General features: G+C 71.9%; 14 protein-coding genes and 2 pseudogenes. 7 read left to right on the plus strand and 9 right to left on the minus strand.

Annotated features, from left to right (window positions below):
• Positions 1 to 159 precede the first annotated feature (159 nt).
• The 4 genes from KGS77_RS09430 to KGS77_RS09445 all read left to right on the plus strand — a co-directional run bounded on the left by KGS77_RS09430 (position 160) and on the right by KGS77_RS09445 (position 5,036).
• A complete protein-coding gene (locus KGS77_RS09430) occupies positions 160 to 3,360 on the plus strand; it encodes a nitrate- and nitrite sensing domain-containing protein (protein WP_242580223.1) in 3,201 nt (1,066 codons plus the stop codon).
• Between the two features lie 10 nt (positions 3,361 to 3,370).
• Positions 3,371 to 3,784, plus strand: coding sequence for a roadblock/LC7 domain-containing protein (locus tag KGS77_RS09435; protein ID WP_018087204.1), 414 nt, complete (start codon positions 3,371 to 3,373; stop codon positions 3,782 to 3,784).
• 84 nt (positions 3,785 to 3,868) lie between these two features.
• Positions 3,869 to 4,465, plus strand: a complete 597-nt coding sequence (locus tag KGS77_RS09440) for a DUF742 domain-containing protein (protein ID WP_242580225.1) — start codon at positions 3,869 to 3,871, stop codon at positions 4,463 to 4,465.
• Entirely contained in the window at positions 4,446 to 5,036 is a 591-nt protein-coding gene (locus KGS77_RS09445; protein ID WP_242580227.1) for an ATP/GTP-binding protein, read from the plus strand. Before KGS77_RS09440 ends, KGS77_RS09445 begins: the two co-directional genes overlap by 20 nt.
• 127 nt (positions 5,037 to 5,163) lie before the next feature.
• Here KGS77_RS09445 and KGS77_RS09450 read toward each other — a convergent pair whose 3' ends face one another.
• The 7 genes and pseudogenes from KGS77_RS09450 to KGS77_RS09480 all read right to left on the minus strand — a co-directional run bounded on the left by KGS77_RS09450 (position 5,164) and on the right by KGS77_RS09480 (position 14,970).
• Positions 5,164 to 5,817 (minus strand): DUF4360 domain-containing protein, encoded by a 654-nt coding sequence (locus KGS77_RS09450; protein WP_242580229.1) that lies wholly within the window; start codon positions 5,815 to 5,817, stop codon positions 5,164 to 5,166.
• A 260-nt stretch (positions 5,818 to 6,077) separates the two neighbouring features.
• The gene (locus tag KGS77_RS09455; RefSeq protein WP_242580230.1) at positions 6,078 to 6,299 is read right to left on the minus strand and encodes an acyl-CoA carboxylase epsilon subunit; all 222 of its coding nucleotides are present in this window, start codon (positions 6,297 to 6,299) and stop codon (positions 6,078 to 6,080) included.
• Positions 6,300 to 6,398: 99 nt separating this feature from the next.
• The gene (locus KGS77_RS09460; RefSeq protein WP_242580231.1) at positions 6,399 to 7,982 is read right to left on the minus strand and encodes an acyl-CoA carboxylase subunit beta; all 1,584 of its coding nucleotides are present in this window, start codon (positions 7,980 to 7,982) and stop codon (positions 6,399 to 6,401) included.
• Positions 7,983 to 8,200: 218 nt separating this feature from the next.
• Positions 8,201 to 10,698: pseudogene (locus KGS77_RS09465) on the minus strand (polysaccharide lyase 8 family protein).
• A 169-nt stretch (positions 10,699 to 10,867) separates the two neighbouring features.
• The gene (gene cimA / locus KGS77_RS09470) at positions 10,868 to 12,511 is read right to left on the minus strand and encodes a citramalate synthase (protein WP_242580232.1); all 1,644 of its coding nucleotides are present in this window, start codon (positions 12,509 to 12,511) and stop codon (positions 10,868 to 10,870) included.
• A gap of 393 nt (positions 12,512 to 12,904) precedes the next feature.
• Positions 12,905 to 14,251: an MFS transporter gene (locus KGS77_RS09475; protein WP_242580234.1), complete on the minus strand. Its 1,347-nt coding sequence runs from the start codon at positions 14,249 to 14,251 to the stop codon at positions 12,905 to 12,907.
• Between the two features lie 131 nt (positions 14,252 to 14,382).
• Entirely contained in the window at positions 14,383 to 14,970 is a 588-nt protein-coding gene (locus KGS77_RS09480) for a TetR/AcrR family transcriptional regulator (protein ID WP_242580237.1), read from the minus strand.
• A 216-nt stretch (positions 14,971 to 15,186) separates the two neighbouring features.
• Here KGS77_RS09480 and KGS77_RS09485 point away from each other — a divergent pair, with 216 nt between their 5' ends.
• A complete protein-coding gene (locus KGS77_RS09485; RefSeq protein ID WP_242580239.1) occupies positions 15,187 to 15,984 on the plus strand; it encodes a glucose 1-dehydrogenase in 798 nt (265 codons plus the stop codon).
• A 102-nt stretch (positions 15,985 to 16,086) separates the two neighbouring features.
• Here the strand turns inward: KGS77_RS09485 and KGS77_RS09490 are convergent, their stop codons facing one another.
• Positions 16,087 to 17,172 (minus strand): branched-chain amino acid aminotransferase, encoded by a 1,086-nt coding sequence (locus tag KGS77_RS09490; protein ID WP_242580241.1) that lies wholly within the window; start codon positions 17,170 to 17,172, stop codon positions 16,087 to 16,089.
• A gap of 369 nt (positions 17,173 to 17,541) precedes the next feature.
• The gene (locus tag KGS77_RS09495; RefSeq protein WP_242580242.1) at positions 17,542 to 18,594 is read right to left on the minus strand and encodes a 3-isopropylmalate dehydrogenase; all 1,053 of its coding nucleotides are present in this window, start codon (positions 18,592 to 18,594) and stop codon (positions 17,542 to 17,544) included.
• 264 nt (positions 18,595 to 18,858) lie between these two features.
• On the opposite strand from KGS77_RS09495, the pseudogene KGS77_RS09500 reads away from it, so the two are divergent.
• Positions 18,859 to 20,402, plus strand: a pseudogene (locus KGS77_RS09500) (metallophosphoesterase family protein).
• Positions 20,403 to 20,630: 228 nt separating this feature from the next.
• A complete protein-coding gene (locus KGS77_RS34600) occupies positions 20,631 to 20,762 on the plus strand; it encodes a hypothetical protein (RefSeq protein ID WP_277994208.1) in 132 nt (43 codons plus the stop codon).
• Positions 20,763 to 20,830: the final 68 nt, after the last annotated feature.

Raw genomic sequence — 20,830 nt, forward strand, 5'->3', positions numbered from 1 at the left:
CCCCTTTTATCTGACGCTCTGGTGCGCCCGCGCCAGCTCTGCCCAATGTTTGGAAGGCACGGTCCTGACGTGCTGAAATTCGCTGAACTCCGGAGTAGTAACGCCTAGAAGAAAACGGCACAGCGCGAGTAGGTGCCGGCGCCGAGAGGTTGTTGTCGAGTGAGGCGAAGCAAGTCGGCCCCCGAGCCGCCAGAGCCGCGGCGGGGCAACTTCACCCCGCCGCAGCGCAGCGCGGCACCGGCTTCCGACGCGCCCGAAAACGCCGGGGGCCCGGTCGCCGCACCCGCGCCGAGCCGCGGGAAGCTCTCCCCGCGCAACTGGCGGGTGGCCACGCGTCTGAACGCGATCCTGCTGATCCCCGTCCTGGTCGCGCTCGTCTTCGGTGGTCTGCGGGTCAACAGCTCGATCGAGACCTGGCAGGAGGCCCGGGACGCGGAGAGCACCGCCAAGCTCGTACGGGCCGCCGCCACCTACGGCCAGGCCCTGATCGAGGAGCGGGACCGCACCGCGGAGCCGCTGCTGAGCGGCAAGCGCGACGACCCGTCCGTACGGACCGCCCGCGCGGCCACCGACAGCGCGGCGGCGGCCTTCCACGCCGCTGTCAAGGACATGCCCGACAAGGAGAGCCTCAAGGGCCGGCTCGCGGCGTTCCAGAAGGTCGAGCCGCAGCTCGCCCGGCTGCGTGAGGGCGCCTACACCGACGCGCTCGCGGACGTGCGGACCGAAGAGGGCTATGTCGCCATCCAGCACCCCCTGATGGAGTTCGCCAACGAACTGGGGCTGGGCACCGGCAACATCACCTCCTACGGCCGTACCGTCTACGCCGTCTCGCTGGCCAAGGGCGCCGAGTCGCTCCAGCGCGCCATCGGTACGCACCTCCTGGTCAAGCCCGCCGACCCGCAGGGCGGCCCGGAGCACAAGAAGCAGCTCACCGCCCTCGCCTCGTACGCCTACCTGGAGCACATCGCCATGGGCGAGTACTCCTCCGGTGGCACACCCCAGGACGTCGCGCGGCTGGACAAGGACCGCGCCGCGCTGAAGAAGTCCGCGCAGGAGGCGGTCGAGCGGGCCAAGCAGGAGGCCCGGTCCGCCGGGAAGCCGTTCAAGGCCCCGCCGGAGATGCCCGCCATGACCGCGGCCATCGCCTCGGGCGCGTCCCCGCAGCAGCTCGCCGCCAAGGGCATCACCCCCAAGACCTGGTTCGACGCCGCCACCGGCACGTTCGACATGTACCGGGGCATCGAGAAGGACCTGGCGGACAAGGCGGTCGACGAGGCCGCGCAGATCGCCCAGGACGCCAAGCAGTCGGCGTTCATCGACTCGGCGATCGTGCTCGCGGCCCTGATCGTCGCCTTCGTCGTGGCCGGCCTGATGGCGCGCCGGATGAGCCACAACATGCGCCGGCTGCGCACCGCCGCGCTGGGCATCGCCGAGCAGCGCCTGCCGATGCTGGTCGACCAGCTCTCCCGTACGGCGCCGGGCCGGGTCGACACCCGTGTCAAGCCGATCCCGATCGACACCACCGACGAGATCGGCGAGGTGGCCCGCGCCTTCGACCAGGTGCACCGCGAGGCCGTCCGGCTCGCCGCCGAGCAGGCGCTGCTGCGGGGCAACGTCAACGCGATCTTCACCAACCTCTCCAACCGCAACCAGGCCCTGATCGAGCGCCAGCTCGAACTGATCACCGACCTGGAGAACAACGAGGCGGACCCGGACCAGCTCGAAAACCTCTTCCGGATGGACCACCTGGCCACCCGCATGCGGCGCAACGGTGAGAACCTGCTGATTCTGGCGGGCGAGGAGCCGGGCAGCCGCTGGAACGAGCCGGTCCCGCTGGTGGACGTGCTGCGCGCGGCCACCTCCGAGGTGGAGTCCTACGAGCGAATAGACCTCGACGGTGTGCCGGAGAGCGAGATCCACGGCAACGCCGTGACCGACCTGGTGCACCTGCTGGCGGAGCTGCTGGAGAACGCCACCACCTTCTCCTCGCCGCAGACCAAGGTGCGCGTCGCCGCGACCCGGCTGCCCGACGGCCGCGTGATGATCGAGATCCACGACAAGGGCATCGGCCTGACCGCCGAGGACTTCGCGGACATCAACCACAAGCTGGCCAACCCGCCGACCGTGGACGCCGCGGTCTCCCAGCGCATGGGCCTGTTCGTGGTCGGCCGGCTGGCCGACCGGCACGGTATCCGCGTCCAGTTGCGCCCCTCGGGCGAGCAGGCGGGCACCACGTCCCTGGTCATGCTCCCCGAGGCCATCACCCACGGCGGTGGCGGCGAGGAGGGCTTCCCGGGCGACTTCTCCGTCTCCCGGATCGTGCCCGAGCAGGAGCAGGGTGGCTACGCCCCCTCCAACGGTGGCCGCACGGCCGCGGAACTCGGCTTCGAGGACTCCCTCCACGGCCCGGGCGGCGGCTTCCGGCAGCTCGACCCGGTCGGCCGTTCGCGGCTGCGCGAGGAGCGCCGGGCGGCCCTGGAGGCCCAGCAGGCGGCCAGGGAGCAGAGCCAGGACCCGGCGCGCCCGCTGTTCGGGGAGCAGGTGACCGACGCCACGGCGTACCAGGGATACCCCGGACAGCCGTATACGGAACCGGGACAGTCGTCCTACTCCGACCCTTCCCTCGGCGGTCCCGACCTCCACGATCCGGCCTATTCGCAGGCCACCGGCCAGCAGCCGTACGCTCCCTACGAGCCCCTGCAGCAGGACGACTGGCCCGGGAGCACCGCGTACGAGAGCCACTCCGGATACGAAGCGGAATCCGGCCGGAATGAGCCGTCCGCTCCCGCGGACCTCTCGGAGCGCGTAGCATTCGACCGTCCGAACCCTTCTCCGGCTCCCACCGGGGACGGTCTCACCCCGGGCGACTCCCACTCGCTGACCGACGCCGGTCTTCCGCGCCGCGGCGGCCACAACCAGCAAGCCCCGCAGTCCCAGCAGGCTCACCAAGCGCAGTGGCAGGAGCCCACGGCGGGAACGTCCGCCGGCCACCGGGCCGAAGGAGAGCCGGTCGCGCCCCCGCAGCAGCAGGGCGCGCCGAAGACCGGCCCGGACGACTCCGAGTGGCGCTCGTCCAACGACGAGCGCTGGGAGCGGGCGGAGCGGCTGCGCAAGCCGAAGGCGGGCGGAATCACTTCGTCCGGTTTGCCCCGGCGGGTGCCCAAGGCCAACTTGGTCGAAGGCTCCGCGGAGCTCACTCCGCAGGAAGGCCCCCAGGTCTCCCGCGCCCCGGAGGACGTCCGCGGCAGGTTGAGCAACCTGCGCCGCGGGGTCCAGCAGGGACGCAGGTCCGGCACGGAGACACCCCCCAATGACCCACAGGGCTTCGGCCCCGGCAGCACCTACGATCAGGAGCGTTAGTGTGAGCCCGATGAGCCAGGCGGCGCAGAACCTGAACTGGTTGATCACCAACTTCGTGGACAACACCCCCGGTGTGTCCCACACGGTCGTGGTCTCCGCGGACGGTCTCCTCCTCGCCATGTCCGAGGGCTTCCCTCGTGACAGAGCCGATCAGTTGGCGGCGGTGGCCTCCGGGCTGACCTCGCTGACCTCCGGCGCCTCCCGCATCTTCGAAGGCGGAAGCGTCAACCAGACCGTGGTGGAGATGGAGCGCGGCTTCCTGTTCATCATGTCCGTCTCCGACGGATCGTCGCTGGCCGTCCTGGCGCACCCCGAGTGCGACATCGGCCTCGTCGGTTACGAAATGGCCCTGCTGGTCGACCGCGCGGGCACCGTCCTGACGCCCGACCTCCGCGCCGAACTGCAGGGCAGCCTTCTCAACTGACACACAGGCAGTGCGTTTCTCGCCACCGCACCATAGGGTGCGGTGGCGCGACCGGCGTCAGATTGGCAAGTTGAAGGAGGAGACGTGGAAACGCCCCCCAGCGGTTACCCGTACGGTCCCGGACAGCGGTCCGAGCCTGTGGGCGAAACCCCTCACAACCGCTTCGACTTCCCTTCCGCGCCCGGCCGGCAGCAGCCGCCGTCGCCGCCCCAGCAGCAGTACCCGCACCGGCCGTACACCTCCCAGCCGTACGAGCCGTCGGCGTACGGGCAGCCGCAGCCGCCCCGCGACCGGTCGGCGCGGCGGCGCGCACCCGGGCCGTCCGCCTCTTCCGGCGGCCGGAATCCCTTGGTGCGCCCGTACGCCATGACCGGGGGCCGGACCCGGCCGCGCTACCAGCTCGCCATCGAGGCGCTGGTCAGCACGACCGCCGACCCCGCCCGGATGCAGGGCCAGTTGCCGGAGCACCAGCGCATCTGCCACCTGTGCCGTGAGATCAAATCAGTCGCCGAGATCTCCGCGCTTCTCTCCATCCCTCTCGGCGTCGCCCGGATTCTCGTCGCCGACCTGGCGGAAGCCGGACTCGTCGCCATTCATCAGCCCGGCGGGGACGAGACCGCCGGCGGACAGCCAGATGTGACACTGCTCGAAAGGGTGCTCAGTGGACTTCGCAAGCTCTAGCGGCGTCGACGGCGGCGTGAGCCGCTCCACCACCTCCGCGAAGATCGTGGTGGCGGGCGGCTTCGGCGTGGGCAAGACCACGTTCGTCGGGGCCGTCTCGGAGATCAATCCGCTGCGCACCGAAGCCGTCATGACCTCCGCCTCGGCGGGCATCGACGACCTCACGCACGCGCCGGACAAGACCACGACGACCGTGGCCATGGACTTCGGCCGCATCACGCTGGACCAGGACCTGATCCTGTACCTGTTCGGCACGCCCGGACAGGACCGCTTCTGGTTCATGTGGGACGACCTGGTACGCGGCGCCATCGGCGCCGTGGTCCTGGTCGACACCCGGCGGCTGGCCGACTGCTTCCCGGCCGTGGACTACTTCGAGAACAGCGGCCTGCCCTTCGTCATCGCCCTCAACGGCTTCGACGGCCACCAGCCGTACACCCCCGACGAGGTCCGCGAGGCCCTCCAGATCGGGCCGGACGCGCCCATCATCACCACCGACGCGCGGCACCGCAGCGAGGCCAAGAGCGCGCTGATCACGCTCGTCGAGCACGCCCTGATGGCACGGCTGCGCTGACCTGCGCCCACGCGCGCCCACACGCACCGAAACGCGCTGATCGGGACCACGCCACACATGCAGGAGCCCCGCACCCTCGTGCGGGGCTCCTGGCGTGCACCCTCAGACGATGTGTCCGGCCCTCAGGTCAGCGCCCGGGGCACTGCTTCCACGCGAACTGGTACTCGGTGTTGATCGATCCGTCGGTGGAGTCCATGGCCATGTAGCTGGTGAGCTTGGGGTCGGAGGTGCCGGCGTCCACCCGCAGTTCGGTGTTGATGTTGAAGTAGCGCTCCTCGCCGCACGGCGCGTAGACCAGCGCGTCCACGTCGGTCTCGTCCGCCACCTGCCAGTTGGAGTCGTAGGGGCCGGCGAAGTTGTGCCGCATACGGGCCGTCTCCGGATTGCCCTGGAAGTAGTAGTTCGCCTGCTGGACGGCCTTGGAACCGCGCGCGAGGGAGGCATAGCCGCGGTAGTCGGCGCGGGCGACGGCGTAGGTGAAGCCCTGGGGGACGTGGACGCGTAAGGCGATCTGACAGTTCTTGCGGGCGTCGGTCGGCCTGCTGTCCTTGCCCGCCTGGGCGAGGTACTCGCTGTACGTCACGGTGAAGGCGGTGTTGTCCGGTGCCACGGCCACCGCGGCGCTGCCGGGCCGGCAGCCCGAGCCGTTGACGGTGGCCACCGTGATGGTGATCCTGCCGGGCGGCGGGGGCGTCACGGCCGGCGCGGCCGACGCGGGGGCGGTGGTTCCCGCCAGGAGCAGAGCCGCCGTGGCGGCACCGGCGCTGAGGGCGCTGAGCATGGACTTTTCCTTCCGGTCGCCCCGGTGGACGCCTCTGGCGGCCACCGGGAGAGGAATGTCGAGGGCATGCCAGCACGGGAATCCCCGCTTGCACAGTTGCCGCCGCGGGAATTCGGGTGAAGCTACGCCACATTCCGGCCGCCGCACCTCATGGGCCCCGCACACCGTGGTGTGCGGGGCCCATGAGGTCTTCACGGGACGCGCGCCGGTGCCCGGCGGCGTCCGTGTTGTGTGTTCTGTGCTCCGTGCGTACGGCCGGCTCAGCGACCGTGCCGCTGCCAGCTACCGGCGCCGTGGAAGCCGCTCTGCCGCTCCAGGCGGCGCCAGCGGGCGGCGGTGGCGTGCGGGTGGGCCGGGGCCGCGCCCGGCCGGTGGGCGGCGCGGGCGAGGAGAACCGCGGTCAGGGCGGCGAGTTCTTCCTCGCTGGCCTGGCCCTTCTCCACGCGGATGGGGGCGGCGGCGCCGTGGTCGGAAGGATTCACGAAGGTCTCCGTCTGCTGCTCTGCTGGTTCTGCTGCTCTGCTGGTTCTGCCGGATCCACCGGCCTTGCCGGGTTCACCGGCCCGGTGGGCCGGGCCGGCTTACTGCGGGGGGTTGCCGTGCTTGCGGGCGGGCAGGTCGGCGTGCTTGGTGCGGAGCATGTCCAGGGAGCGGATGAGCACCTCGCGGGTGTCGGCCGGGTCGATCACATCGTCGACCAGACCGCGCTCGGCCGCGTAGTACGGGTGCATCAGCTCGGACTTGTACTCCTTGACCATCCGGGCCCGCATCGCCTCGGGGTCGTCCGCCTCGGCGATCTGCTTGCGGAAGATGACGTTGGCCGCGCCCTCGGCGCCCATCACGGCGATCTCGTTGGTGGGCCAGGCGTAGGTCAGGTCCGCGCCGATGGACTGGGAGTCCATGACGATGTACGCCCCGCCGTACGCCTTGCGCAGCACCACGGAGATCCGCGGGACGGTGGCGTTGCAGTACGCGTACAGCAGCTTGGCGCCGTGCCGGATGATGCCGCCGTGCTCCTGGTCGACGCCGGGCAGGAAGCCGGGGACGTCCAGCAGCGTGATGATCGGGATGTTGAAGGCGTCACACATCTGGACGAAGCGGGCGGCCTTCTCGGACGCCTCGATGTCCAGCACACCGGCCAGCGACTGCGGCTGGTTGGCGACGATGCCCACGACCTCGCCGTCCAGGCGGGACAGCGCGCAGATGATGTTGGTGGCCCAGCGCTCGTGGACCTCCAGGTAGTCGCCGTCGTCGACGATCTCCTCGATGACCTTGCGCATGTCGTACGGGCGGTTGCCGTCGGCCGGGACCAGGTCCAGCAGCGCGTCGCCGGAGCGGTCGGCCGGGTCGTCGCAGGCCACCGACGGCGGGTTCTCGCGGTTGTTGGCCGGCAGGAGGGACAGCAGGTAGCGGACCTCCTCCAGGCAGGTGGTCTCGTCGTCGTACGCGAAGTGGCACACACCCGAGGTCTCGGCGTGCACGTCCGCGCCGCCCAGCCCGTTCTGGGTGATCTCCTCGCCGGTCACCGCGCGGACCACGTCCGGGCCGGTGATGAACATCTGCGAGGTCTCGCGGACCATGAAGACGAAGTCCGTCAGCGCCGGGGAGTAGGCGGCGCCGCCGGCGCAGGGGCCGAGCATGACGGAGATCTGCGGGATGACCCCGCTCGCCTTGGTGTTGCGCTGGAAGATGCCGCCGTAGCCGGCCAGCGCCGAGACGCCTTCCTGGATACGGGCGCCGGCGCCGTCGTTCAGCGAGACCAGCGGGGCACCGGCCTGGATGGCCATGTCCATGATCTTGTGGATCTTGGTGGCGTGGGCCTCGCCCAGTGCGCCGCCGAAGATCCGGAAGTCGTGCGCGTAGACGAAGACGGTCCGGCCGTGGACCGTGCCCCAGCCCGTGATCACGCCGTCGGTGTAGGGCTTCTTGTTCTCCAGCCCGAATCCGGTGGCGCGGTGCCGGCGCAGCGGCTCGACCTCGCGGAAGGACCCCTCGTCCAGCAGAAGGTCGATCCGCTCACGGGCGGTCAGCTTGCCCTTGGCGTGCTGCGCTTCCGTGGCCCGCTCGCTGGGGCCTCGCCGGGCCTGCTCGCGGATGGCGTGCAGCTCGGCGACGCGCCCGCGGGCGTCGTTCGCCTCGGCGGGCGCATCTTCGACAGTGGTCATGTATCGACGGTACGTGGCCAGGGGCCCTGGAACCGATGTCGGTTTCGTACAACGTCCGAAGCCATTTGGTGGGCAGGCAGCACAGAACCGCGCTGTACGCGGCCTGCGTCAGCCTTCGCGCGGGGGGCGGCACGCCCACGAGGGTATGTATGGGCCCGACAAAATACCGTTGAGCGGTGTTGTGGCGGTCCGCCGCTTGACCAAGCGTACGCGCCGGATCAGCCCGGCACGACCACACAGGTGTGGCCGGCGCAGGCGGTGCCGGGCGTGATGCGCAGCCGCAGGGCCGAACGGGTGGCGAGGACCTCCACGGAAGGGTCGTGGGAGAGCACCGCGCGGACCGGGTGCGCCCAGGTCAGCTCGACCGCCTCACCCGTGCGCTCGGGCGCGGCCAGGCGGAGCGTCACGGTCCGCCCGTACCGCGTACGGTCCGGCTCCCGCTCCCGGCCCCGGCGTCCCGGGCGTTCCCGCAGGAGGACGGCGGCGGGCCCGGACACGGCGAGCGGGCCGGCCGTCCCGGCGGCCCAGAAGGCGGCGGCGGTGACCCCAGTGAGGCGACCGTGACGGCCTGCCGCCCGCCGTCGTTGGCCAGGACGGTCAGCCACCGGCGGTCGGCGGCGCGGGCCGCCACCGCGCGCTCGCTCGCGCCCGGCATCAGCAGGTAGGCGTAGCCCTCCTCGTCCGGGTCGCTGCCGTGGTCGTGCCACAGCGTGAGGTAGCGGCGGGTGAGCGGCTCCGGTGACGAGCCGGTGTTGATGTCGTGCCAGGAGCCGGTACGGGCCTGGCGCAGCACGTGCAGGGGCGCGCCGGCCGGGAAGACGTACCCGCCGTGGCCCGCCAGGTGGGCCCAGCGGGCGCGGCGGAAGACGGCCGGGCGGCTGCCGCGGTCACCCCCGGGCTGCCGTACGCCGTCGACGGTCAGGGCCGGGTCGCCGTCCGCGCCGAGGTTGCGGTTGTCCACGACCGTCTCGGCGGGCACACCGTCGCGCGAGGTGATGCCGGCGCCCAGGCACACCACGGCGTCCTCCAGGAAGCACCAGAACTTCTTGGCGCGCAGGGTGGCGGACAGCCCGCGCACGTCCTGTCCGATCACCGCGTACTCGCCGTATCCGCCGTCCTCGCCGTCCGTCACCCCGCCGACCCAGCGGGCGGCGGGCTTCGGCGCGCCCCAGCCACCGCCTTCGTTGTCCGCGAGCCGCTTGGTGGAGACGGTGGTCCCCGGCAGGCGGTACGGGTCGACGGTGGGCCAGAAGGAGTCGGTGTACTGGCCGCCCCCATAGGTGGAGCCGTCCCCTGCGGGCCACCAGTAGAGCATCCCGGCACCCGTGTGCCAGCCGCGCGGGTTCTCCCCGTTGCCGTTCTCGTAGTACGTGATGCGGTCGGAGGCCATGGCCAGGGCGGCGGTCCAGCCGGGGCGGCGGTGCACGGCCCGGTCCATGGCGGGGAAGAGGCGGTGGCCGACGGGTTCGGGCGCGGCGGGCTCCGGGCCCTCGGCGACCGCCGCCAGCCGGGCCAGGTCGGCGACCTGGAACTGCCGGTCGGTCAGGACGGGCGAGGTGGTGTCCCGCTGGATCCAGCCTTTGACCAGGCCGTCCCAGCGCCGCCGCTCGGCCTCGCTCGCGCCCTGCCCGAGCAGGGCGACGGCGGCCAGCAGGGCATGGCCGTGGAAGTGGTCACTGCGCGGCACCCGCCGCTCGTCCTCCAGCAGGATGCCGCGGCTGACGGCGCGGCCGTTGACGCTGTCCGCCACCAGGCCGTCGTGGAGCAGCGGGGCGTAGGCGTGCTCGACGCTGTCCAGGACGATCTGCCGCCGTGGGTCGGTGACCTCCCACGCCGAGCCGCGCAGCAGGGCGAACAGCCGGGCCAGGCCGTCCAGGAGGACACAGCCGTAGGTGCCGGTGTAGGGGACCCAGGTGTGCTGGACGAAGGAGCCGTCCGCGTAGAGTCCGTCGCCCTTGGTGACGTACGGGAAGACCGGGGAGAGCGCGTCACGGGCCAGCGCGAGCTTGTCCGGGGCCCGGCCCAGGACGCCGCGCAGCGCCACGACCCGGCACAGGTCGACGCGGTTGGCGCCGGTGCTGGTGCCGCTGTAGTCACCGAGCAGGCGGTCGGGGACGAAGTGGTCGACGGCCGCGAGCTGCCCGGCCCGCTGCTCCTCGGTGAGGTGCTCGCAGAGGACCGCCAGGGTGTCCAGGAGCAGCCGCGGGGTGCCGATCTGCCACTCCCACCAGTTGCCGTAGGGGGTGGTGCCGGGGTGGTAGACGGTGGTGTGGAGGTGGTCCAGGCCCTTGACGGTGTCGGCGGCCAGTTGGGGGTCGCCGGTGAGTCCGGTGCCGGGCTGGGCGTACGCCTGCGCCATGGTCTGCAGCCTGCCGCAACTGCGGGTGATGCCGGCGGGCGGGTCGTAGGGGCAGTCGGGCCACAGCGAGGCGGCGGTGGGCCGCATGCTCGCGCGAAAGCCGCGGGCCAGGTCACCGGTCTCCCTCAGACGGGCGGCGTACGGCGGCCGGGCGGGGTCGAAGCCGGTGCCGAGCTGGAGGCCGAGCCAGCGCTGCCGCAGGGTCTCGTACGGGTCCTGGGCGGCGGACCGCGCGGCGTGCGCGGCGTGCTGCGGCCCGGCGGCGGACGCGGGCGTGGCCGCCGCCGTCAGGCCGAGCGCGCCCGCTCCGGAGAGGCCGAGGAAGCCCCGGCGGGACCAGACGGGGGAAGGCGGCATGGTCCGTCCTCTCCGAGGAGTGTCAACCGCGGTGCCGCACATGCCGGTTGAAGGGGATGCCCGCCGGTCTAGCACGGCGGGCATCCCCCGGCAATGCGCATGACAGCGCGGGCCGTTGACACCCCACGCTCCCCCAAGGCACGGGATCCGGGGCCCGGGGCCCGCTTCCCTATTCCTGCGGCGGGACCCCGGCCCGCATCAGCCCGTACGCGTACGCGTCGTCCAGCGCCTGCCAGGACGCCGCGATGACGTTCTCCGCCACGCCGACCGTGGACCACTCCCCCTGCCCGTCGCTGGTGGAGACCAGCACCCGGGTGATCGAGCCGGTGCCCATCCGGCCCTCCAGGATGCGGACCCTGTAGTCCACCAGCTCCATCTGGGCGAGCTGCGGATAGATCCGCTCCAGACCCACCCGCAGCGCCCGGTCCAGGGCGTTGACCGGGCCGTTGCCCTCGGCGGTGGCGACGATGCGCTCGCCCTTGGCCCACAGCTTGACGGTCGCCTCGTTGGCGTGGGTGCCGTCGGGGCGGTCCTCGACGATCGCCCGCCAGGACTCGACGCGGAAGTAGCGGCGCGCACGCCCCTCCACCTCCTCGCGCAGCAGCAGTTCGAAGGAGGCGTCGGCGGCCTCGTACGTGTAGCCCGCCAGCTCGCGTTCCTTGACGCGTTCCACGACGCGGCCGATCACCGCGCGGTCCTCGCCCAGGTCGATGCCCAGTTCCCGGCCCTTGAGCTCGATCGAGGCCCGCCCGGCCATGTCCGAGACCAGCATGCGCATGGTGTTGCCGACCAGCGCGGGGTCGATGTGCTGGTAGAGGTCGGGGTCGATCTTGATGGCCGAGGCGTGCAGGCCGGCCTTGTGGGCGAACGCCGAGACCCCGACGTAGGGCTGGTGGGTGGCGGGCGTGAGGTTGACGACCTCGGCGATGGCGTGCGAGATCCGGGTCGTCTCGGCGAGCTTGCCTTCGGGCAGGACCCGCCGTCCGTACTTCAGCTCCAGCGCGGCGACGACCGGGAAGAGGTTGGAGTTGCCCACCCGCTCGCCGTAGCCGTTGGCGGTGCACTGCACATGGGTGGCGCCCGCGTCCACGGCGGCCAGGGTGTTGGCCACCGCGCAGCCGGTGTCGTCCTGGGCGTGGATGCCCAGGCGCGCCCCGGTGTCCGCCAGCACGGTCCGTACCACCGCGCCGACCTGCGCGGGGAGCATGCCGCCGTTGGTGTCGCAGAGCACCACGACGTCGGCGCCGGCCGCGCTCGCGGTCCGGACGACCTCTTTGGCGTACCCGGCGTCCAGCGCGTAGCCGTCGAAGAAGTGCTCGCAGTCCAGGAAGACCCGGCGGCCCTTGCCGCGCAGGTAGGAGACGGTGTCCCGGATCATCGCCAGGTTCTCTTCCGGCGTGGTGCGCAGCGCCAGTTCCACGTGCCGGGTGTGGGACTTGGCGACCAGGGTGATCACCGGCGCTTCGGACTCCAGGAGCGCGGCGACCTGCGGGTCCTCCTCGACCCGTACGCCTGCCTTACGGGTGGCGCCGAAGGCGACCAGCCGCGCGTGCCGGAAGTCGGTCTCCTGGCGGGCCCGCCGGAAGAACTCGGTGTCGCGGGGGTTGGCGCCGGGCCAGCCGCCCTCGATGAAGCCCACGCCGTAGTCGTCCAGGTGGCGGGCGATGGTCAGCTTGTCGGCGACGGTCAGATTGATGCCCTCGCGCTGCGCGCCGTCGCGCAGCGTCGTGTCGAACACGTGGAACGAGTCATCAGGCGCGTCGGATGCATCAGGTTTGCCGGATTCATCCGTGGCGTCCGTGGCGTCCGTCATGCTGGTCCAACTCCTGTCGGGATCTCGGCCTACTGGGGTCCCCCATGCCGGTGGCCAGGGGAGACCGGCTCCGCCACACCCTGAGAGTCCCGCGCGCTCCGTTCCCGGTGAGGGGTGGGCCGGAAACGAAAAAACCCCTCGCTGGTGCGAGAGGTCTGCGCGCGGGTCTGGGACGACGGTGACCGCGCCGCACTCGGTTGTACGGGGAGGTCACTGCGGACCGGCGCGCCTGCTGCCAATAATCGTGGCGAACGAGAGCACGACGGCATTCTGACATGTCCGGGTTCTCCGTGGACACCCGATCTCACCATGCGGGCCACTCGGCCGTTTTACCCCCTTTGCCCCCGGTGCGGGCAGATCACGGGAGCGCGGCCCGCGATCTGCCCGGCCGCGTCAGTCGGCGACCGCGGCGCGGCTGCCCGTCGCCGGCGCCGCGCCGGTGTCCGCCCCGGCCCGCTCGCGTCCGGCGCCGACCCGGTGCAGATCGATGGTGCGGGTCTCGCGCATCGTCAGGTAGACGACCAGGGAGACGGCGGCGCAGCCGGAGACGTACCAGTAGTAGCCGGACTCGATGCCGCCGTTCTTGAACCACAGCGCCACGTACTCCGCCGTCCCCCCGAACAGCGCATTGGCGATGGCGTACGGCAGCGCCACGCCCAGGGCGCGGATGCCGGTCGGGAACAGCTCGGCCTTCACACAGGCGTTGATCGAGGTGTAGCCGGTGACGACGACCAGGGCCAGCAGCGAGAGGCCCAGCGCCGGCCAGAAGCTCCCGGCGTGCTTGAGCAGCGTCATGACCGGCACGGTCAGGAAGGTCGAGCCGATCGCGAAGGTGATCAGCAGCGGGCGGCGGCCGATCCGGTCGGAGAGCCTGCCGGCCAGCGGCTGGAGGCACATGAACAGGAACAGCGCGCAGAAGCTGACCAGGGAGGCCGTCGGCTTGGCCATCCCGACGCTGCCGGAGAGGTACTTGGTGAGGTAGGTGGTGTACGTGTAGTACGCGACCGTGCCGCCCATGGTCAGCGCCATGACCAGGAACGCCTCCCGCTTGTGGGCCCACAGCGCCTTGACCGTGCCGCGGTCCGGGTCGCTGCGGGCACTCTCGTCGTCCGCGTACACCTCCGTCTCCAGCATGTTGCGGCGCAGGTAGAAGACCACGGCCGCGCCGAGCGCCCCGATGATGAACGGGATCCGCCAGGCCCAGTGGTGCAGCGCGTCCTCGGACAGGGTGCGCTGGAGCACGATCTGCAGGCCCAGGCCGAACAACTGGCCCGCGGTCATCGACACGTACTGGAAGCTGGAGGCGAAGCCGCGCCGGCCCGGCGCGGACGCCTCGGTGAGGTAGGTGGCGCTGGCCGCGTACTCCCCGCCGACCGAGAGCCCTTGCAGCATGCGGGCGAGAAGGAGCACGGCCACCCCGCCGTACCCGGCGACCGCGTAGGTCGGTGCCACCGCGATCAGTACGGCCGAGGCGGACATCAGCGTGACGGTCAGGGTCAGCGCGGCCTTGCGGCCCTTGCGGTCGCCGACCCGGCCGAGCAGCCAGCCGCCGACCGGACGCAGGAAGAAGCCGACGGCGAAGATGCCCATGGTGTTCATGAGGTTGGCGGTGTCATTCCCCTTGGGGAAGAACGAATCCGCGAAATACACCGCGAAGCTCGCGTACACGAACCAGTCGAACCACTCGACCATGTTGCCGGCCGAGCCGACCCAGATCTTCTTCCACTGCTCTCGTCCCATAGCCGATCACGGTCGCCGAGGACGGGCCCCGGGGCAAGAGCCGCCCGGCAACGATCACAGCTACTTGCGTGCGTTACGGTCCCGGACGCGGTCTCATGGGCCGGGGCCGGGGCCGGCTCACGGTGCCGGGGTCACGGTGCCGAAGTCAGGGCGCCGGCGTGGGCGGCGGCCAGGGTGGCGTGCACCGCACGGCGGGCGGTCGCGTCGTCGATCGGCTCATGGCTGATGAACAGGCGCCACTGGAGGTACCCGGCGATGAACCGGGTGAGGTCCACGTCCTCCAGAGCGGCCGCGATCTCGCCGCGTTCGACGGCCCGGGCACTGCTGCGCCGCCACACCTCGCCCTGGCCCGCGTGGAAGTCCCGCAGAGCCTGTGCCGCTTCCGGGTCCGAGGCCGATGCGGCGATCACGGCCGCAAAGCTTGCCTTGATCCTCGGGTCCTGGAACGCGGCCACCATCTCGGTCGCGTAGCGCAGCAGATCGCCCTCCAGGCTGCCGGTGTCCACGTACGGCACGGTCCGCCGCGCCAGCTCGCCAAGGAGCCCGGCGGCCAGTCCGGCAGGGCTGCCCCACCGCCGGTAGACCGTGGTTCTGCCGACGTCCGCACGCCGTGCCACCCGCTCCAGGTTGAGCCCGTCGTAGCCGTGCTCGACCAGTTCGTCCATGGCGACGGCCATCACCGCGGCCCGTACCCGCTCGGTCCGTCCGCCGGGCCGCACGGTGCCCGGACGACCGTTCCCTTCCGCATCGGAATGCGTTTGCTGCGCCACCCTCGCCTCCCAGCCTGCTACGGTCGGTCCCGCCGAGCTTAACGGGACCAGCGTCCCATTAGCTACTGCTCGGACCCTTCCCAGTCTCCGCTTGACCTTGCTTCCCCTGCTTCTCCTGCTTCTTCGGCCTTCCCGGCCGGCAACCCTCGCGAAAGGCATGATCCGATGGACAGCACCCTCCCGGGCGGCCCCGCCCGCTCCGCCGCCCCCGCTTTCTCCGGCAAGGTGGCCCTGGTCACCGGCGGTGGCTCCGGGATCGGCCGGGCCTCGGCCCTGGCCTTCGCCCGGCGCGGCGCCACCGTCATGGTGGCGGGGACCGGTCCGGACGGCCTGGAAGAGACCGTGAAGCTGATCGAGGCCGAGGGCGGCCGGGCCGGCGCGGTGATCGCCGACGTCAGCGACCCCGATTCCACGGCCGCCATGGTCGCCGCCACCGTCGACCGCTTCGGCGGACTCCACGTCGCCCACAACAACGCGGGCATATTCGGCAAGCCGGCGCCGCTGGCCGACACCGACCTGGAGGCGTGGAACGCCGTTCTGGCCGTCAATCTGACCGGCGTGATGCTGTCGATGAAGTACGAGATCCAGCACATGCGGGAGCACGGCGGCGGCGCCATCGTCAACACCGCCTCGAACATCGGCGCGCACGGCCGCCGCCCGGGCATGGCCGCGTACACCGTCTCCAAGGGCGGCGTCAGCCTGCTGACCCGTACCGCCGCGCTGGACCACATCAAGGACGGCGTCCGGATCAACGCGGTCAGCCCCGGGGCCGCGGACACCACGATGTCCTTCCGGCCCGGGGAGACCGGGGCCGACCGGGCGGCCCGGCTGGCGGGCACCGTGCCGGCCGGCCGGGTCGCGCGGGTGGAGGAGATCGTGGCCGCGGTACTGTGGCTCGCCTCCGACGAGGCGTCCTTCGCCGTCGGTCACGACCTGGTCGTGGACGGCGGCGCCACCGCCTGAGCCGCACGAGCCGGGCGGCGGGCAGCGGTACGGCCGACGGGCGGCGGTACGGCCGGCCGGCAGCGGTACGGCCGGCGGGCAGCGGTACGGCCGGCGGGCGGCTCAGCCCAGCGGGTGCATCCAGCCGTGGACGTCGGCGACCGCGCCCGTCTGGATGTCCAGCAGGGCCTTGCGCAGCTTCATCGTGACCTCGCCGGCCCCGCCGTCCGCGACCGTCCACTCGCCCCCGGCGGACTTCACCGAGCCGACGGGGGTAATGACGGCGGCGGTGCCGCAGGCGAAGACCTCGGTGAGCGAGCCGTCCTCGGTGGCCGCCTTCCAGTCCTCGACGGAGATCCGGCCCTCGGCGACCTCGTACCCCAGGTCCGCCGCGATCCGCAGCAGCGAGTCACGGGTGATGCCGGGGAGCAGCGAGCCGGACAGCTCGGGGGTGACGATGCGGTTGCCGTACACGAAGTACAGGTTCATCCCGCCCATCTCCTCGATCCACCGGCGTTCGATAGCGTCCAGCCAGACCACCTGGTCGCAGCCGTGCTCGATGGCCTGGGCCTGGGCGACGAGGGAGGCCGCGTAGTTGCCGCCGGTCTTGGCCGCGCCGGTGCCGCCCGGGCAGGCGCGCACGTACTCCTGCGAGAGCCACACCGAGACGGGCTTGACGCCGCCGGAGAAGTACGCGCCGGCCGGCGAGGCGATCACCACGAACAGGTACTCGTTGGCCGGCTTGACGCCCAGCCCGACCTCCGTGGCGAACATGAAGGGCCGCAGGTACAGCGACTCCTCACCGCTGCCCGGCACCCATGCCTTGTCCTGCTTGACCAGCGCGTCGCAGGCCGCGACGAACATCTCGACGGGCAGCTCGGGCATGCTCAGCCGGCGCGCGGAGGACTGGAAGCGGCGGGCGTTGGCGTCCGGGCGGAAGGTGGCCACCGAGCCGTCGGGCTGCCGGTACGCCTTGAGGCCCTCGAAGATCGTCTGCGCGTAGTGCAGGGTCATGTTCGCCGGGTCGATGGACAGCGGGGCGTACGGCACGAGCTGGGCGTCGTGCCAGCCCAGGCCCTCCGTCCACTTGACCGTCACCATGTGGTCGGTGAAGTGCCTGCCGAATCCCGGGCGGGCCAGGATCCGCTCCCGCTCCGCCTCGGGCAGCGGGTGGGCGGAGGGCTTGAGCTCGATCGCGGGCGTCGTCATGAGTGCGTCCTTCACTACGTTTGCCGGCACTGGTGTCACCGGCCCGGCCCGGTGGCCGGCGGTCCGGGGCCTCCCCGGAAGATGCCGCACCGGTGAGGTGGTGGCAGCCGCGCCCACCGTGCCCCGGTCGGTGCCGGGACGTGCGGGCTTCCTCTCGTACGGCGGCCCACGTTCGATTATCGCTCCCGTCCGGCCGCGGCCGGAAACGCGGGTACGGCCGAAGGCCGATGGTCGCACCCGGCCCGGCGGCAGCACAGCGCCGGAACGCGACACGGCGCCGGGTCAGCGGTGACCCGGCGCCGTCGGCAGGCACGACGAGGCGGTACGGACGAGGGGAACGAGGCGGTACGGGCAGGCGGTCGCCGCGGGTCAGACCGCCACGCGCGCGGCCAGTGCGTCCCCGATCTCGTCCGTCGTACGGGCCGCACCGTCGGCCCGGGTCTCCAGGTCGGCCGCGACCGCCGTCTCGATCCGCTCCGCCTGCGCGTCCAGGCTCAGGTGGCGCAGCATCAGCGCCACCGAGAGCACGGCAGCGGTCGGGTCGGCCTTGCCGGTGCCCGCGATGTCGGGCGCGGAGCCGTGGACCGGCTCGAACATGGAGGGGAAGGCGCCGGAGGGGTTGATGTTCCCGGAGGCGGCCAGTCCGATGCCGCCGGTCACGGCGGCGGCGAGGTCGGTGAGGATGTCGCCGAAGAGGTTGTCGGTGACGATCACGTCGAAGCGCTCGGGCTGGGTGACGAAGAAGATCGTCGCCGCGTCGACATGCAGATAGTCGGTGGTGACCTGCGGGTATTCCGCACCGACCGCGTCGAAGATCTTCTTCCACATGTGGCCGGCGTGCACCAGCACGTTGTTCTTGTGGACCAGCGTCAGCTTCTTGCGCGGCCGGGCGGCGGCCCGCTCGTAGGCGTCCCGCACCACCCGCTCCACGCCGTAGGCGGTGTTGACACTGACCTCGGTGGCGACCTCGGCCGGGGTGCCGGTCCGCAGGGACCCGCCGTTGCCGGTGTAGGGGCCTTCGGTGCCCTCGCGTACGACGACGAAGTCGATGTCGGGGCGGCCGGCCAGCGGCGTCGCGGTGTTCGGGAACAGCTTGGCGGGGCGCAGGTTGACGTAGTGGTCGAAGGCGAAGCGCAGCTTGAGCAGCAGCCCGCGCTCCAGGACGCCGGAGGGCACGGACGGGTCGCCGATCGCACCGAGCAGGATCGCGTCGTGCTCGCGCAGCGTCTGGAGTTCCGCGTCCGGCAGGGTCTCGCCGGTGGCGTGCCACCGGCGGGCTCCGAGGTCGTACTCCGTGGTTTCCAGCTTCACGTCCTGCGGGAGGACCGCGCCGAGGACCTTCAGGCCCTGGGCCACGACTTCCCGGCCGATACCGTCACCGGGGATCACTGCGAGGCGAATGCTGCGAGCGCTGGGAGACATGCCTGGACCCTACTCCTCGTCCCACCCCCTGACACGTCCCGTCCGGCATACGGACACATGGGGAGCCGGTCGGCCGACGTTCACCCGCCGGACCGCTTCCCGCGCGGCCCCAGCGGGCATCCCCGCGGTATGACGGCGACTCCTTCGGACCGGGCCGCTTCGGCCCCGCGCACCCCTCGTCCCACGGGCGCTTTCCGTCCCGCGGACACCCACCGTCGCGCGGACACCCCGCGCGTCGGGATACCGGATCATCTGGCCGACCGTATGAGCATGGCCGAGCAGCACGCCTACCTGCGCGCGAGACTGACCCGCCGCGGGGTGCTGCGGACCTCCGCAGCCACCGCGGGCGCGCTGGCCGGCGGCGCCCTGCTGGCCGGCTCCGGCCCCGGCCCGGCGTACGCCACCGCCGCGAGCGCCTTCCCGGACCTGGTGACCCGGCCCGCCACGGCCGGCGCGGACGGCTCACGGGTGGCGCCCTTCGGCCGCCACCTGGCCTTCGGCGCCGATCCCACCCGCCAGATGCGCATCTCCTGGCAGGTGCCCTTCGCGGTCCGGCGGCCCTTCGTACGGGTCGGGCTGCGGCCCTGGGACCTCGGCCACCGCGTCCCGGCCGAGGTACGGCATCTGCACACCCCTCGCTCGGCGCCAAGCTCCCCGCGGTCGACCAGTACTACCTGCACGCCGCGCTGGACGGGCTGCGGCCGGGCACGACGTACCACTACGGCGTCGGGCACGACGGCCGCGACCCGGCCGACCCCCGGCACCTGTCCGCCGTGGGCACCTTCCGTACGGCACCGGCCCGCCCGGAGCCGTTCGCCTTCACCGCCTTCGGCGACCAGGGCGTCGGCTACGACGCGCTCGCCAACGACCAGCTCATCCTGGGCCGGGACCCGGCCTTCCACCTCCACGCGGGGGACATCTGCTACGCGGACACCTCCGGCACCGGCACCGGCCACGACCTGTACGACGCGCGGGTGTGGGACCAGTTCCTGGCCCAGACCGAGCCGGTGGCGGCCTCCGTGCCGTGGATGGTCACCACCGGCAACCACGACATGGAGGCGTGGTACTCCCCCGACGGGTACGGCGGCCAGGCGGCCCGCTGGAGCCTGCCCGGCAACGGCCCCGACCCGGCCGGCGCCCCCGGCGTGTACTCCTTCACGTACGGGAACCTGGCGGTGGTGGCGCTGGACGCCAACGACGTCTCCTACGAGATCCCGGCCAACCAGGGGTATCTGCGCGGCCGGCAGACCGCCTGGCTGGACCGGCGGCTGGGCGAGCTGCGCGCCGCCGGGGGTATCGACTTCGTCCTCGTCTTCTTCCACCACTGCGCCTTCTCCACCACCGGTGCGCACGCCTCGGACGGCGGGGTGCGCGACGCCTGGCTGTCGCTGTTCGACAAGCACCGGGTCGACCTGGTCGTCAACGGCCACAACCACGTCTACGAGCGGACCGACGCCCTCAGGGGCGCCCGTGTCACCAAGAAGGTGCCGGTCGGCGGGAGCGTGGAGCCGGCGCGCGAGGGGATCGTGTACGTCACGGCCGGTGGCGGGGGCCGGGCCCTGTACAGCTTCCCGGTGCCGGACAGCTACGAGGGCCACGAGAGGGACCTGGAGAGCGTGGCGACGTACCACTGGACCAAGGACCGGGCGAAGGCCCCGGAGACGGTGGAGTGGTCGCGGGTGCGCTACACCGGCTTCTCCTTCATCGCGGTCGAGGTCCGCCCGGGGCCGGTGGCCCGTATGAGGGTCAGTGCGCTGGCCGAGACGGGCGAGCGCGTCGACCACTTCGAGGTCGTGCGCCGGGCGTAGTGGGGGTCGCCCGTCTCAGATAGTAGGAAGACCGAGTAATTCCGCAGACAGCGCGGCGCGGCTGACCTAGCGTGGAAGGAGCCGAACGTCTCGCTCCATCCAGCGAAGGCGGTCGCGGCCCGGTGCGCGAGCGCAGGTGACCCCTGCGGCATCCCGGCCCCCGCCCATTTTGGCCGTTTCTGGAACGACGCAACCCACTTCTCGGGGCATTGGCATTGGAGACGCATCATGGCCGAGACCGCCGTCCGCAGAATCCGTCACTCCGCCCGCACGAGCAGCGAGGCCGACCGTAAGAACGCCGCCGCGGCGCTCCAGCGGGCGCTGGACCGCCGCGACAACGGCGGGGCCACCGGCCACTGAGCGAGACCGGCCGACGCACCGCGACCGCGCCCGGCCGGCGCACCGCACGGCGCGGCGTCCCCGCACGA

The sequence above is a fragment of the Streptomyces sp. MST-110588 genome (assembly GCF_022695595.1).
Lineage (GTDB): Bacteria > Actinomycetota > Actinomycetes > Streptomycetales > Streptomycetaceae > Streptomyces.